Genomic DNA, 14,103 nt, shown 5'->3' on the forward strand with positions numbered 1-14,103 from the left:
AGGCATGCGTGACCGCCATCCAGACCGAGAGGCCGGCCGCTCCCGCGCAGGCGGACCTCGTGAAGACCGACGAGGACCCGTTCGGGCTCGACATCACCTTCATCGAGGGCACGCCAGCGACCGAGACGGTCCTGATGTGCAGCACGGGCGACACCTGCGGCAGCTCCTGCCCCAGCGCCTGCACCACCTCGTAAGCCGGGCCACCCCGGCAACGCGGGCCGGACGGGGCTCTCCCCGTCCGGCCCGCCCCGCCCGCCACGCAGAAGTTGGAGGAGAGCCCTGATGACACGGCAACGGCCCAGCCTGTACGAGGCTGCGGGACAGGCCATGCTGCGCGCCGCGGTGCACACGACCGAGCCCGCCATGCCGCCCTGGCCGACGACCCCGGCACCCGTGGACGAGTGGCGCGCGTGGCTGGGCACGGTGTGGTCCGACACCGACTTCCGCCGGACCGTGTCGCAGGCGAGCCCTCACCTGGCGGACCAGGTGCAGGCCATCATCGACGGCCGCACACCGAAGGTGCGCCGGATGCGCCGGGCGGCGCTGTCCACCGCCCGCTACGCGATCCGCTACGCCCAACGCTCCACCCCCTATGGCCTGTTCGCCGGCGTCGCCCCGCTCGGCTTCGACCAGACCACGTCCGTCCACATCGGCGACAAGCACCAGGCCGTGGCCCGCCCCGAGCCGATCGGACTCGAGGAGATGCTCAGCACCTGGGAGAGCGACGCCGCGCGCATGGCCGACGTCGAGGTCTGCGTCAACACCCTGATCCGGCAGCGCGACCAGCACATCCACGTGCCCTCCGAGGGCGACGCCGAGTTCCGCCTCACCCTCAGCCCCGCACTGCGTCTTGTACTCGACCTGGCCCGATCACCGATCACCTACCGCTACTTGTCCGACAAGCTGGCCGCGGAATTCCCCGCCGTGAGCGGCACCGCGCGCAACCGGCTGCTCGGTGACCTGCTGCGGGTGCGGCTGTTGCGCTCCTCCCTGCGCGCACCCGCCATCATCGCCAACCCCACCGACGTCTTACCGCCCACGGAGCGCGCTCAGGCAGCCGGCCTGCGGACAGCGTGCGACCTACGGCTGGACGCCGACGTGCGGCTGCCCGAGCAAGTGCTGACCGAAGCGGGGACCGCGGCGACCGTCTTGGCCCGCCTGGTCACCCATCAGAGTGGGACTCCGACCTGGCGTCGGTGGATCGAGCAGTTCTCCGAGCGCTACGGCGAGAACACCGCCGTGCCGGTGGAAACAGTGACGGACCCTGACCGGGGAGTGGGCTTCCCGGCAGGGTTCGTCACGGCGAGCGAACCGCCCCGGCCGATGTCCCGGCGCGACCGCCTGCTGCTGGAGCTGGCCGGCACGGCCGCCGCCGATGGCAGCCGCACCGTCGCCGTGACCGGGGCGATGATCGAGGAACTGGAAGCAGCGGCCGGCGACAAGGCCCAGGATCCGGCGCCCCACCTCGAACTGGCCGCACAGGTCCACGCCGCCTCTGTTCCGGCTCTGGACCGAGGCGGCTTCCGGCTGCGTGTTCTGACCGTCTCCCGCTCGGCCGGATCGATGACCGGCCGGTTCTGGCACCTGTTCCCCGGCACCGAGACGGCGTACGCGAACCTGCCCACCGTCGATCCGGAGGCGGAACTCGCCCAGCTCTCCTTCCACGCCGGGCGGGTGGCGGCCGACTTGCTCACCCGCGCGCCGCAGGCCCTGCCCCGGATCGTCAGCGTCGGCGAGTTCCGCCGCCCCGCCCCGCACGTCCTGTTCCCCCGCGACCTGTCGGTCACCGTCGCCGACGGCCACCCCAAGCTGGTGGAGTCCGCAACGGGCAAGCCGCTGGAAGTGCTGGCCCCCACCGCCATCAACTTCCTGTGGAACAACTACACCCCGCCGATGGCCCGCTTCCTCGGCGAGATCAGCCGAGCCACCTCCCCGCAGGTGACCTGGTTCGACTGGGGCGCCGCCTGGACCCTGCCCTTCACCCCGGCCCTCACCTACCGGCGCACCATCCTCACCGCCGCCCGGTGGAAGATCCGCTGCCGCACGCTGCCCGCCCGCACCGCCACACTCCAGCAGTGGGCGGCGCAACTCCACGCCTGGCGTGCCCGGTTCAGGGTGCCGGAACGGGTCCTGCTCGCCGAGGACGACCAGCAGCTGCCCCTCGACCTCACCCGCAACGTCGACCTGGACCTCCTGCGCGCGCACCTGGACGCCAGCCCCTTCGGCATCGCCACCCTGCATGACGCGCCCCCGCCGGACGCCGACGGGTGGATCGACGGCCGGGCCCACAGCATTGTCGTCCCCCTGGCCAGGCGCTCATGACCACGACGACCGTGCCCCGGACGCAGGACCTGTCCGAAGGCGCCCTGGGAATGGCCCTGCTCGACATCGAGCGCCGGGACATGTCCACCGCCCGCCGCCACCTCGCCCAGGCCACCGTCCGAGGGGTGAGCACCGGCAGCAACGCCAGCCTCCTCCACGGCGCACCCGCCCTGGAGTTCGTCCTGGCCCGTGCCCACGGGGCCGGCGACGACGTCCGCGCGGCCGTCGACCGCGTCGTGGACGCCCGGCTCGCCGCCGCACACCGCCGTCAGGCCGCCGGCGCGCTGCCACACCTCGCCGAATGGGACCTCATCCGCGGCCTGACCGGACTCGCCGCACTGCTGCTGTCCCGCCGCCCGATCGCGCCCCGGCTGCCCGACGTGCTCGCCTGCCTCGTCACGCTCGCGCACCCAACCCGCGGTGAAGGCCGGATGCAGCCCGGGTGGTGGTCGCCGGTCGGCCCGGACGGGAAGGAGATGGCCGGCGGGCACGGCAACAACGGCATGGCCCACGGCATCGCGGGGCCCCTGGCTGTGCTCTCCCTCGCCCTGCACGCCGGCGTCAGCGTCCCCGGCCAGGAGGAAGCCGTCGGCACGTTCGCCACCTGGCTCGACCGGCACGGCGCCCACTACTGGTCCACCGCAGCACACCTAGTCGCCGAGCAACCGCCCGCAGCGGAACCGGCCCGCCAGTCCTGGTGCTACGGCCAGCCCGGCATCGCCCGCGCCCAGCAACTCGCCGCGCTCGCCCTCGGCGACCCCGCCCGGCGCCAAGCGGCCGAGGACACCGTCGAGACCATCCTGACCGACCCGCTGCGGCTCGCCCGCATCACCGACTCGACCCTCTGCCACGGCTGGGCCGGCCTGCTGACCCTCACCCGCGCGGTCGCCGCCGACAGCCCCGCACCCGCACGCTTCACCCCGATCGTCCAGGACCTGCACCGACGGCTGGCCGCCGACTGGGAACGCCTGCCCAAACCCGGATTCATGGAAGGCCGCGCAGGAGCCCAACTCGCCCTGAACGCCACCGACACCACCGGCTGGACCCGAGTCCTCCTGCTCACCTGACCCTCTCCCCGCCGCCTCGCAAGGAGTTTTCTGCCCATGACCTTCGACGACGAGAACCTGCCGATCCCCCCGGACACGTCCTGGTGGCACGCCTCCGTGGCCTTCCCCGACCAGCACGCGGACGCCGCCCGGGCCCTGGCGACCGCGCTGTCCGGGCGCCGCTTCCACTTCCTGCGCAAGGACGCCGGCGTGCGTCTGCGCACCGAACAGCCGGCCACCGGCCTGCTGGACCAGCTCGTCGCCGCCCGCGTGATCACCGGCTGGACGGGCGGGATCTACGAGCCGGAGATCCATGCCTTCGGCGGCCCCGAGGGCATGGAGGTCGCGCACGACGTGTTCTGCGCCGACAGCCCGGCCGCGCTCGCCGAGACTGGCACCCCCGGCGCCCGTGAGCGCAGCGTGATGCTGCTGTCCGCCATGATCCGCGAGGCGGGACTGGACCCGTTCGAAGCCGGAGATGCATGGGCCCGGTGGGCTGCCCTGCGGCCCCCCGTCACCCCGCCCCAGGGGCCCGCGCTGGAGAGAGCCGTCTCCGCGATGCGGCGGCTGATGAACGCGGACGCTTCCCTGCGCCCAGACGCGGAAGCGGGCTGGGTCGAGCGCGTCGCCGCGTTTGAGGACGCCGGCCGCCGCTTGCGCCGGCTCGCCGCTGACGGCCGACTGATACGCGGAATCCGGGGCGTCATCGCCCATCACGCGATCTTCGCGTTCAACCGCGCAGGCGTGCCTGCCGAAGCGCAGGCCGCCACCGCGTGGCTCGGCCGTCACGTCGCCTTCTCCACCGGAGAAGGAGCTGACGTGTCCACCCGCAAGTCCGCCCCGGCGGACCCTAGCCTCCCTCGAATGGAGACCACCATGACACCCGTCACCGACCCCAACCAGCTGCGCGAATCCCTCGCCCAGCGGCTCGTCGACAGCGGCCACCTGCGCAGCAAGGCGGCCATCGACGCCTTCCGCACCACCGACCGGCACGCCTTCCTGCCCGGCGTCGACCTGGAGAGCGCGTACAAAGAGGACGCGGTCCCGATCAAGCACGACGAGCACGGGGAGATGATCTCCTGCATCTCCGCGCCGTCCATCGTCGCCACCCAGCTCGAACAGCTCGGCACCCAGCCCGGCCACAAGGTCCTGGAAGCCGGAGCCGCCACTGGCTACCACGCCGCCCTCCTCGGCAAAATCGTCTCCCCCGGCGGGCAGGTGTGGACCCTCGACGTCGACCAGGACCTCGTCGCCGGCGCGAGCCAGCACCTCGCCGAGGCAGGGGTCGACAACGCCACCGCGGTGATGGCCGACGGCGCGGCCGGGCTGCCCGAGCACGCCCCCTACGACCGGATCATCTTCACCGTCGGCGCCGGCGACGTCCCCGTGAAGATCCTCGACCAGCTCGCCCCCGGCGGGCGCCTGGTCCTGCCGATGCGCATCCGCGGCAGCATCTCCCGTTCCTTCGCCTTCGAACGTGACGGCGACGCGTGGAAGACCGTCTCCTGCGAGATGGCCACCTTCATCCCCCTGCGCAAGGGCGTCTGCGACGACGTGTACACCCTCGTGCCGATGGCCGGCGAGGGCAACGTGCGCCTGGAGACGTTCAGCGAGCAGGACGTCGACCGCGAGGCGCTGCGCTCCGTTCTCGACCAGCAGCAGACCAAGCTCTACACCGGGGTGAAGTTCCGGCAGGGCTCGGCGTGGGAGTGGCTGTATCTGTACCTGGCCTGCGTGCTGCCCAACGGCCTGTCCCGCCTGCCGGGCCAGCGCCCCGGATTCACCCCGCACTTCGGGTGGGGCTCCATGGCCGCCCTCGACGGCGGGTCGCTCGCGTACCTGACCATCCGCGAGGGCGAGGACGAGAAGGGCCGGTACTGGGAGGTCGGCGTGATCGGCCACGGCGAGGGCGGCGCCGACCTCGCCGAGCGCGTCGTGAGCGAGATCCGCGCCTGGGACGCGACCGGCGGCAACGACGCCCCCGAGCCGGGCTTCCGGATGGCCGTCGCGGACTCGCGTGACCGGCTGACGGCGGACGACGCCCGCTTCGTCGTCGACAAGCCCTACAGCCGACTGGTCGTCGACTGGGCGCGCAATGGCTGAGCCGATGATTCCCGCGATAGCCAGCCGCATCCCCCTGGTCCGCCGCACCAAGGCGCCCGCGCTCCCCTTGGAGGAGCGCATCAACCACCTCACCGGGCTGACCGTCGCGCCCGCAGGTGCGAGCCACCATGACCTGGTGGCCCGCGCCTGCGGGGTCCTCAACTACGCCGCGCTCATCGCCTCCGACGTCGGCCTGCCCGGCCTGGCCGAGGATCTGTGCTGGCGCCAGCACCAGGTCTTCACCGACGCCGGACGCCTCAGCGGACGGGTCGCCGTCATGTCGCTGATGCCGCTCGTCAACCTCTCCCGATTGCAGACTCGCGCCGGGCACGGCGAACTCGCCTACGGCTTGTTGTACTGCCTCAACGACGCTGCCCGAAATCGGAACAAGGCTGACATCGACGGCCGCACCGTCGACCTGTCTGCTCTGACCGGCACGGACGAGGACCACCGCACGGTGTGCCAGGAGCTGTACGTCACCCTGCTCGTGGACGGCGCCCGCGCCCTCGCCCAGATCGGGCGGTGGACCGAGGCGGCCGAGGCCATGGCCCAGCACCGCGGCATCGGCAACCGCCTCCTCGACGGCCGCCAAATCAAGATCATGGCCCTCATGGAGCAGGGCCTGGACCAGCAGGCCCGCGACCTGATCGACACCACCCAGCCCACGCAGCCCTGGGAGAGAGCCATCGCCCTCCTCCTGCACACCCACTGCCGGCCCGCAGACATCCCCGTCCCTGAACCCGACCTCGACCGCACCGTTGATGCAGCCGTCCAGCTCCTTGACCATCCCGATCCGCCGACCGCCGCCTTCCAGACCCGGACGGGCCTGTCAGCCCTGGAACTGGACCGCACCGGACGCCATGTCGCCCGCGTACTCGACTCCCTCGTCAGCGTTGCCCGACTCGACGCCTACGCCGCACGAGACGCACTGCACCACCCCGTCGCCGCGGCCGCCCTGGACGACCGGCCAACAGACGCGCTGAACGCGGTGATCGCTGCGGCCGGACTGGGATCCGGCGTCCTGTCCGCCCACCACCATGAGGCTCTGACGGGCGCGGTCGGCCACGCCGAGACAGAGCTGGAAAGGCTGCTGCAGGCCGAACCAGATCCCGGCTAGGAGAGGACGACCGGGATGGCCCGCCGTGCTGCCCACGCTGTTTGGCGGTGTCGGCGTTTCGGCCATTTCCTGCCCGCAGCCGCTCCAAGCCAGACCAGGGATCCCGCGCCCGCGGGGTTCCCTGACGCAGGAAATAGCAGGCTCCCCAGCACGACCGAATGACGTGTGTTCGATATCGCAGCCGTGTCGTTAGACCTCACGACTCTGCCGCAGCGACCGTCCTAGGGGGAACGATGACCTCGGCCATTACGCAGGACCAGCCGCCGCAACCGCCAAAGGGGGCCGCGCCGGACGACGAACCGCAGGAGGCCGGTGTTCGAGAGGAGGAATACCTCTACCGCGACGCGTCGAGGCTCCAGGCCGGCTCCCTGCTGACCTCCCGCACCATGGCGCGGCGCCTGCCCTCGCTCGTGCGGCGCTCAGTGCAGATGGCCTGGCGAGTGGACCGCGGCGCGACCATCGGCCTGCTGGTGTGCCAGATCGGGACCGGCGTCCTCGCGGCCCTCGGCCTCCTGGCCGTCACGGGCACGATCACCGCGCTGATCTCCTCGGGCGACATCACCGAGCGGCTGTGGGACGCCGCCCCGCAGCTGGCCGTGATCGCCGCCGCCACCGGCCTGCGCGCGCTGCTGGGCATCGCCGTCGTCTGGCTGACCGGCCGTCTGCGCCCGGTGCTCGGCCGGGCAGCGGAGCTGACGATGATCGAGGCCGCGCTCGGCGCGGAACTGGCCGCCAACAACAAGCCCGGCTACAACGACGCCTACGACATCGCCGACCGCGGCGCCCAGGTCACCCCCGACCTCGTCGAAGAAGCGCAGGACGTCCTCGCGGCGACCGCCACGCTCGCGGCCGGCGCTACCGTCCTGACCGTCCTGCACCCGCTGCTCCTGCCTCTGCTCTTCCTCGCCTGCCTGCCGCAGGCCGCCGCCTACGTCCGTTCCGCCCGAGTGCTCTACCTCGCCGGGCTGGAGACCTCCGGGCGACGCCGGATGCTGGGCAAACTGCGCTGGCACATGGCCTACATGGAGTCCAGCGAGGAGATGCGCGCCTGCCTGGCCGGGCCCTTCCTCATCGGCCGGTACCGGCGCCTGGCCGCCTCGGTCAACGCCGCCGAACGCAAGGCCGCGAACACCGGCGCCTGGATGGGGCTGGCCGGAACAGCGGCCGGCGGGATCGCCTCGGCCGCGGTGTGGGCGGCGCTGCTGTGGCTCCTGGCCTCCGGGCGGATCAGCCTGGCGGCCGGAGGCGGCGCCGTCTTCGCCCTCCAGACCGCCACCGGCTCGGTGCGCGGCATCATCAACGGCGGGGCCCGCCTGGTGCGCACCGGCTGGTACGTGCAGGACTGGCAGAACTTCCTCGACAACGCCCACGGCCAGGCCATGACCGATTCCCGCGGCACCGCGCCCGTGACCGCGGCCCCGGAGCGTTTCGAGGTCCGCGACGTCACCTACCGCTACGACGGCGCCCCGAAGGACAGCCTGAGCAACGTCTCCCTGCACGTGCGGCGCGGGGAGATCGTGGCGCTGGTCGGGGAGAACGGCTCCGGCAAGACGACCCTCTCGCGCCTGCTGTGCGGGCTGCTGCTGCCCACCGAGGGCGACGTGGCCTGGGACCACGCCTCCACCGCGGACCTGGACCCGTGGGGGTCGTGGGAGCACGTCGCGCTGGTGCCGCAGAAGTTCACGTACCTGCCGCTGACGATGCGCGACAACATCACGTTCGGGCAGGGCGACACCAGCGATGCGGCCCTGCTCGCCGCATGCGAGGCGTCCGGCGCCGCGGAGATGCTGCCGGGCCTGCGCTCCGGCCTGAACACCCTGTTGACCAGCGAGTGGTTCGGCGGGCAGCAGCTCTCCGGCGGGCAGTGGCAGCGCCTGGTCCTCACCCGCGCGTTCCACCGGCAGGCGGCGCTGCTGGTGATGGATGAACCCACGGCCGCCCTCGACGCCCGCGCGGAGCACCGGATCTTCGCCGGCCTGCGCGAACTGGCCAAGGACCGCGCCATCTTGCTGATCACGCACCGGCTCACCAACGTGGCCGTCGCCGACCGGATCGTGGTCCTGGACGAAGGGCGGATCGTCCAGGAGGGCACCTACGCCCAGCTCACCCAGGAGCCAGGTCTCTTCCGGACCCTGTGGGAGCTGCAGCGCCGGATGAGCGGCGACACCCCCTGATCACCCCTAGAGCGTGTCTCTCAGATCTGGCTGTGAGTCCGTCATCAGTTGTCGTGCCGAGTCGGTTGAAGGCGGGCAACTCGCCCGACAGGCCTCGTGAGGCCAAGGCCCACTGCACGGGGCCAGGTCGAGCGGACCAGTCCCTCGCGTGACGGTGCGGTCGCACCAGTCGCAGACCACTGCCGCGTGGGCACCCGCGGCCTCGAGGACACCGGCTGCGTCCTGGGCGGCTTCGAGCCAGTCGGGTTCTGTGACCGCTACGGGCGCACTGTCCAGCAGGAGCTTGCTGTTCCAAAGGCTGAGGCCGGTGACCGTTCGGATCGCACGGATCGCCTCCGTCTTCCGGTCGCCTGACTCCGTTAGCAGGACTCGAAATCCTGGCTCTTCCACACGCCCTCCCGGCAGCCTCAAGCTGTTGCAAGTGAATCATCCGCGCAGTCGCTACCGCCGAGCCCAGACAAGGGTGGCGGCAAGGTGGAGTGCAGCCTGGTAGGCGATGGCGAGCTTGTCCGTTCGCATGGCCAGGCCGCGCCACTGCTTGAACCGGTTGATGCATCGCTCCACCGCGTTGCGTTGTTTGTACGTCTCGGCGTCGAAGGCGGGCGGGCGCCCGCCGGCACGGCCTCGCCGCAGACGGTGACCGACCTGGTCGGACGGCTGAGGAATGACCGCACGGATCCCGCGGCGGCGGAGATGCTTCCGGATCGCCCGGGATGAGTACGCGCGATCCGCCAGGACGGCCTCCGGCCGAGTCCTCGGCCTCCCGAGGCCAGTACGCGGGACACGGATGCCCGCCATGACGGCCTCGAAGGCCGGCGCGTCACCTGCCTGGCCTCCGGTCACGCGGATGGCCAGAGGCCGTGCACGGCTGTCGCTGGCGAGGTGAACTTTCGTACTCAGGCCGCCACGCGATCGTCCGAGCGCATGGTCCTCAGGTTCGACCCGGCCCGGCGCCCCCTTTTCCGGGCGCCGGCGGAGTGCTGGTGGGCACGGCAGACGGTGGAGTCCACCGAGACGGTCCAGCCGATGTCATCATCGTCGTCGGCTGCCGCCAAAAGCGCTGCCAGGATCCGTTCCCAGGTGCCGTCCACGGCCCACCTGAGCAGTCGCTTGTGAGCGGTCTGAAACGGGCCCAGCTCATCCGGCAGATCTCGCCAGGGCGAGCCGGTGCGGTACTTCCACGCAATGGCCTCAAGGGTGCGGCGATGGTCGGCCCACCGCCGACCGCGGACCGGGTTGGCGGGCATCAACGGCGCGATCCGGTCCCACATCGCATCAGTGATCACCAACCGGACAGACACATCTGGTCAACTGCTGAGCAGGTCAAGGAGACACGCTCTAGCCGTTCCGCGCTGCCCACTCGCCCGTACACCGTCTCGGAAGGCAGAGATACGTGACCTCTTCCGTCTCCCCTTCGGATCACGTCTCACCGCGTGCCGCTCTGCCCGCTGCGCAGTACGCCGCATCCAGGCATGCGGCGTGGCTCGGCGCCGCTGCGATCATCACCGACGAGGTCGGCCGGGTCCTGCTGGTGCACCCCTCCTACCGCGAGGACAATTCGTGGCTGTTGCCCGGAGGCGTCGTCGAAGCCGGCGAACACCCGCACGTCACGTGCAGGCGCGAGATCACCGAGGAACTGGGCCTGGATCTATCCCTGTCGGCCGTGCTCGCCGTCCACTCCTTCTCCCCGCACCACCCCGACCTCAAGCCCGCCACGGCATGCCCCGGCGAGATCTGGTTCGTCTTCGACGGGGGAACCCTCCGCCCCGACCAGGTGGAGGCGATCCGCCTGCCGCGCGAGGAGCTGTCCGAGTACGCCTTCCTGGAGACCCGGGACGCGGTGCAGCGGCTGCGGCCCGTGGACGGGCAGATCATGCTCGCCGCCTGCCGTGCCCGGCTCGGGAACACCGCCACCGCTCACCTCGCCGATGGCCGGCACATCTTCGACGTCCCGGCGCTGGACCGCCATGACGTCCACGTCCGGTACCGGCCTCTGTGGGACAGCCCTCTCAACCGCGGCCCCGTCCCCGGGCAGCTGCCCGTGCAGCAAGCCTGGGCCTGGTGCTTCGTCCCCGACGGCCGGGTCGTCCTGGTGGCCGACCCCGGCCCGCGGGGTGCGCTGCCGATGCTGCCCGGCGGCACCGTGGAGAAGACCGACGCGACGCCCGAGGACACCCTGCACCGCGAAGCCGCCGAGGAAGCCCAGCTCACCCTGACCGATCCGGTGCGACTGGGCTGGGTGCTGGACGAGACCGGCGAGGTCTACGGCGGCGTGGGGCCCAACGCCCGGCTCCGCCTGGCCGCTCGGGTCACCGGCATCGGGCCGGTGGCCGTCGACCCCGCCACCGGCCACCCCTTCGCCCGCCTGCTCGCCACCCCCGCCCAGGCAGCCGCCCTGCTGGGCTGGGGCCCGCCCGGCGCGCGGCAAGCCCAGCTCGCGGTGGAGACGGCACGAGAGCGGTGGGGCCTGCCCACCGCTCGCCCCGCCGCCATCGAGGAGATCCCTGCGGAGGGGATGCGGCTGACCTGACCCGAACGAGCACCCCGCCTCAACACGTCCCGCTCCACTCCCCTTTGAGGTAACCCCATGCCGTTGTCGCACGATCACATCCGCACCACCGTCGAGACCTACCTCGCTCGCCACCCTCAGGAGCGCGAGCAGCTCGGCGGCCTCCTGGACGCCCTCGATCGGCCCACTGACATCGCCAGCCGCTCCACCTTCACCGGACACGTCACCTGCGGCGCGGTCGTTGTCGACCCGCTTGGCCGTGTCCTGCACGTGCTGCACCTGGCGAGCGGGAAGGTTCTCGCTCCCGGTGGACACGCCGAGCCCGAGGACGAGTCACTGGCAGCGGCGGCGCTGCGGGAGCTGCACGAGGAGACCGGGATCCCGCCGCAGGCCGTGGCACCGTGGCCCGGCTACGAGACTGTGCCGTTCGACATCGACACCCACGACATCGACGCCCACCCGGGCAGAGGCGAACCCGGCCACCAGCACTTCGACCTCCGGTTCCTCTTCCACCTGCACACCGCGGCCGAGGCGCCGGTGGTGCTGCAGGAAGAAGAGGTCGGCGGCATCGAGTGGCGTCCCGTGGACAGGGTGACCTCCCCCTCCCTGCGCGAGAAGCTGCTCAAGCTCCCGCCGGAGACCGAACCGGAGATGGCCAACGCCTCCGCCCTGATCTACAACGACCGCGGCGAGTACCTGCTCCACCTGCGCGACTACTTCCCCGGCCGGATCTGGGAGCCGGGCATGTGGTCCCTGCTGGGGGGCGGCCGAGAGCCCCAGGACGCCACCCTGGAACACACCGTGCGGCGCGAACTGGCCGAGGAAGCCGGCCTCGACCTCGCCGACCTGACCCCGTTCGGCACCGAGTACGCCTCCGACGACGCCGACGCGCCCGTGGCCATCGCCATCTACGCCGGCCGCTGGAACGGCGATCCCCGCGAACTCCACCTGACGGAAGGGGTGATGCTGGCCTGGTTCGCCCCCAACGACCTCCACCGCCTGCGCATCGCAGACACCACCAGCGACCTCGTACGGCGCCACGCCGCCAGCCGCCCGGCCAACGCGTCCAGCACTGCGTCGCAGAGCGGGCTCTCATCGCACGAGGAGCACCGCCCAGCCTCCCCGCACGGCACGGTCCTCAACGTCATCGGCGTCCACCTCTACCTGGAGCGGCCCGACGGGACGGTGCTGCTCGGGTTGCGCCACCCCGACTCCGCGTTCGCGCCGTCCACCTGGCACGTCCTGGCCGGCCACTGCGAGCCGGAGAGCGCCATCACCTGCCTGATCAGAGAGGCACGGGAGGAAGCCAGCCTGCACATCGAGCGCCAGGATGTCGAACTCGTCCACGTCGTCCACCACATCGACCGCGCCGGGGACCGGCCCCGCATGGGCCTGTTCTTCCGCGCTCGCACCTGGACCGGCGAGCCGGAACTACGCGAGCCGGACAAGTGCACCCAGTGGAAGTTCTGGGACCCCGCCGCGCTGCCCGACAACCTCGTTTCCTACACCCGCCAAGCCATCGCAAAGATCCAGAACGGGGACCTGTACAGCGAGACGGGCTGGCGCACATGACCGGCACTCCGAGCGGCGCACACCGTCGTGTGTCCACTGCAACTGCGGCCGGCCGTGAGGACACCCGTCTGGTGGTGATCCGCGGCAACTCGGCGTCAGGCAAGTCAAGCGTGGCCCAGGGCCTGCGAGATCACTACGGCCGCGGTATCGCGATCGTGGGCCAGGACGTGATCCGCCGGAACGTGCTCAGGGAACACGACACCGCGCGTGGCGCCAACATCGCCCTGCTGGGCAGGATCGCACGCCAAGCACTGAACGCCCGCTTTCACGTGGTGCTTGAAGGGATCCTGTACGCCGATCGCTACAGCCACTTGATCACGTCTCTGGTGCGGGGCCACCGCGGCGTCTCCTGCTGCTACTACCTGGACGTGCCGCTGGAATCGACGTTTGTCCGACACACGTCGAAGGCGGATGCCGCGTACCTGGCTCACGTCACCGACAGCCACCTCGCCTCCTGGTACCGCGAGCTGGATCTGCTGCCCGGCGGTCTGGAGACCGTGATCCCGGCCGACAGCACGCTGCAGGACACCATCGCGCGAATCCTGCGCGAGACCGACCTGACCTCTGCCTCCCCCATCCCGCCACCGCAGTGCAAGCCGTCGCAGGGAGACTCGATGAACCCTCTGGTGTTGATGTCCGATCTGCGGGTCGCCGCGATCCCCGTGCGCGAGTGCGGGGAGCCGCTCGTCGACGTGCGTGACCACAGCTTCCGCGTCGATCCCCGCAAGCAAGATCCACTGGGCGCGTTCGCCCACGTCCGCGAGGGCGTCCTCGCCCGGCTGGAGCACGCCCGCTCGCTCCTGCCCGCCGGCACCGACCTGCTGTTCATCGAGGGCTACCGGCCGCTGGCCCTACAGCAGCACTACTTCACCGAGTACCGGGACGAGCTGGCCTCCGCTCACCCCGGTTGGACAGCTGAGCAGCTGCACCAGGCCGCCAGCCGGTACGTGTCGCCGCCGGAGATCGCGCCCCACTCCGCGGGCGCGGCCGTGGACGTAACCCTCGTCGACCAGGACGGCCACGAACTCGACCTCGGCACCCGCGTCAATGCCTCCCCCGAGGAGAGCGACGGCGCCTGCTTCACTCACGCCCCGAACCTCAGTGATCGCGCGCGCCACCACCGCACGTTGCTGCTCAACGCTATGGAGAACGCAGGTTTTACCAACTATGCGACCGAGTTCTGGCACTTCTCGGTAGCGGATCGGTACGACGCGCTGATGCGGCAGGAGCCGCACGCGCGCTACGGACCGATCGAACTGC

The 14,103-nt window shown here is 71.3% G+C and carries 11 protein-coding genes; 9 read left to right on the plus strand and 2 right to left on the minus strand.

The window, feature by feature from the left end; genetic code table 11:
• The 6 genes from ABZ386_RS41810 to ABZ386_RS41835 all read left to right on the plus strand — a co-directional run.
• Window positions 1-194 (plus strand): FxLD family lanthipeptide (locus ABZ386_RS41810; RefSeq protein WP_358968732.1); only part of this gene is annotated, 194 nt, incomplete at its 5' end.
• Between the two features lie 88 nt (window positions 195-282).
• A complete protein-coding gene (locus ABZ386_RS41815) occupies window positions 283-2,322 on the plus strand; it encodes a lantibiotic dehydratase family protein (protein WP_356506397.1) in 2,040 nt (679 codons plus the stop codon).
• Entirely contained in the window at window positions 2,319-3,389 is a 1,071-nt protein-coding gene (locus tag ABZ386_RS41820) for a lanthionine synthetase LanC family protein (RefSeq protein WP_355725994.1), read from the plus strand. Before ABZ386_RS41815 ends, ABZ386_RS41820 begins: the two co-directional genes overlap by 4 nt.
• 36 nt (window positions 3,390-3,425) lie before the next feature.
• Window positions 3,426-5,471 carry a methyltransferase, FxLD system gene (gene fxlM / locus ABZ386_RS41825; protein WP_355725991.1) on the plus strand — a complete coding sequence of 682 codons (2,046 nt, stop codon included), beginning with the start codon at window positions 3,426-3,428 and terminating at the stop codon, window positions 5,469-5,471.
• The gene (locus tag ABZ386_RS41830) at window positions 5,464-6,588 is read left to right on the plus strand and encodes a hypothetical protein (RefSeq protein WP_355725988.1); all 1,125 of its coding nucleotides are present in this window, start codon (window positions 5,464-5,466) and stop codon (window positions 6,586-6,588) included. The genes fxlM and ABZ386_RS41830 overlap by 8 nt, the downstream gene beginning before the upstream one ends.
• A 233-nt stretch (window positions 6,589-6,821) precedes the next feature.
• Window positions 6,822-8,762: an ABC transporter ATP-binding protein gene (locus ABZ386_RS41835; RefSeq protein ID WP_356506398.1), complete on the plus strand. Its 1,941-nt coding sequence runs from the start codon at window positions 6,822-6,824 to the stop codon at window positions 8,760-8,762.
• 6 nt (window positions 8,763-8,768) lie between these two features.
• Here the strand turns inward: ABZ386_RS41835 and ABZ386_RS41840 are convergent, their stop codons facing one another.
• Together ABZ386_RS41840 and ABZ386_RS41845 are read right to left on the minus strand one after the other, a co-directional pair.
• Window positions 8,769-9,152, minus strand: coding sequence for a ribosomal protein L7/L12 (locus tag ABZ386_RS41840; protein ID WP_355727928.1), 384 nt, complete (start codon window positions 9,150-9,152; stop codon window positions 8,769-8,771).
• A 51-nt stretch (window positions 9,153-9,203) separates the two neighbouring features.
• Window positions 9,204-10,063 (minus strand): IS5 family transposase gene (locus tag ABZ386_RS41845; protein WP_355727930.1). Its coding sequence is split into 2 segments (ribosomal slippage): window positions 9,204-9,712 and window positions 9,712-10,063, totalling 861 coding nucleotides; the frame shifts between segments, so codons are not numbered across the junction.
• A 92-nt stretch (window positions 10,064-10,155) separates the two neighbouring features.
• Here ABZ386_RS41845 and ABZ386_RS41850 point away from each other — a divergent pair.
• The 3 genes from ABZ386_RS41850 to ABZ386_RS41860 all read left to right on the plus strand — a co-directional run.
• A complete protein-coding gene (locus tag ABZ386_RS41850; protein ID WP_356506399.1) occupies window positions 10,156-11,292 on the plus strand; it encodes an NUDIX hydrolase in 1,137 nt (378 codons plus the stop codon).
• Between the two features lie 57 nt (window positions 11,293-11,349).
• The gene (locus tag ABZ386_RS41855) at window positions 11,350-12,843 is read left to right on the plus strand and encodes an NUDIX domain-containing protein (protein ID WP_355727754.1); all 1,494 of its coding nucleotides are present in this window, start codon (window positions 11,350-11,352) and stop codon (window positions 12,841-12,843) included.
• Window positions 12,840-14,103 (plus strand): M15 family metallopeptidase (locus tag ABZ386_RS41860; protein ID WP_358968740.1); only part of this gene is annotated, 1,264 nt, incomplete at its 3' end. The genes ABZ386_RS41855 and ABZ386_RS41860, both read left to right, overlap by 4 nt.

Origin of the sequence: Streptomyces sp. NPDC006140 (assembly GCF_040628815.1) — a bacterium.
Classification (GTDB): domain Bacteria; phylum Actinomycetota; class Actinomycetes; order Streptomycetales; family Streptomycetaceae; genus Streptomyces.

Excerpts from the sequence above, each read along its gene's own strand:
- ABZ386_RS41815 (WP_356506397.1), top strand. The coding sequence starts at position 283 with ATGACACGGCAACGGCCCAGCCTGTACGAGGCTGCGGGACAGGCCATG.
- ABZ386_RS41820 (WP_355725994.1), top strand. The coding sequence starts at position 2,319 with ATGACCACGACGACCGTGCCCCGGACGCAGGACCTGTCCGAAGGCGCC.
- fxlM (WP_355725991.1), top strand. The coding sequence starts at position 3,426 with ATGACCTTCGACGACGAGAACCTGCCGATCCCCCCGGACACGTCCTGG.
- ABZ386_RS41830 (WP_355725988.1), top strand. The coding sequence starts at position 5,464 with ATGGCTGAGCCGATGATTCCCGCGATAGCCAGCCGCATCCCCCTGGTC.
- ABZ386_RS41835 (WP_356506398.1), top strand. The coding sequence starts at position 6,822 with ATGACCTCGGCCATTACGCAGGACCAGCCGCCGCAACCGCCAAAGGGG.
- ABZ386_RS41855 (WP_355727754.1), top strand. The coding sequence starts at position 11,350 with ATGCCGTTGTCGCACGATCACATCCGCACCACCGTCGAGACCTACCTC.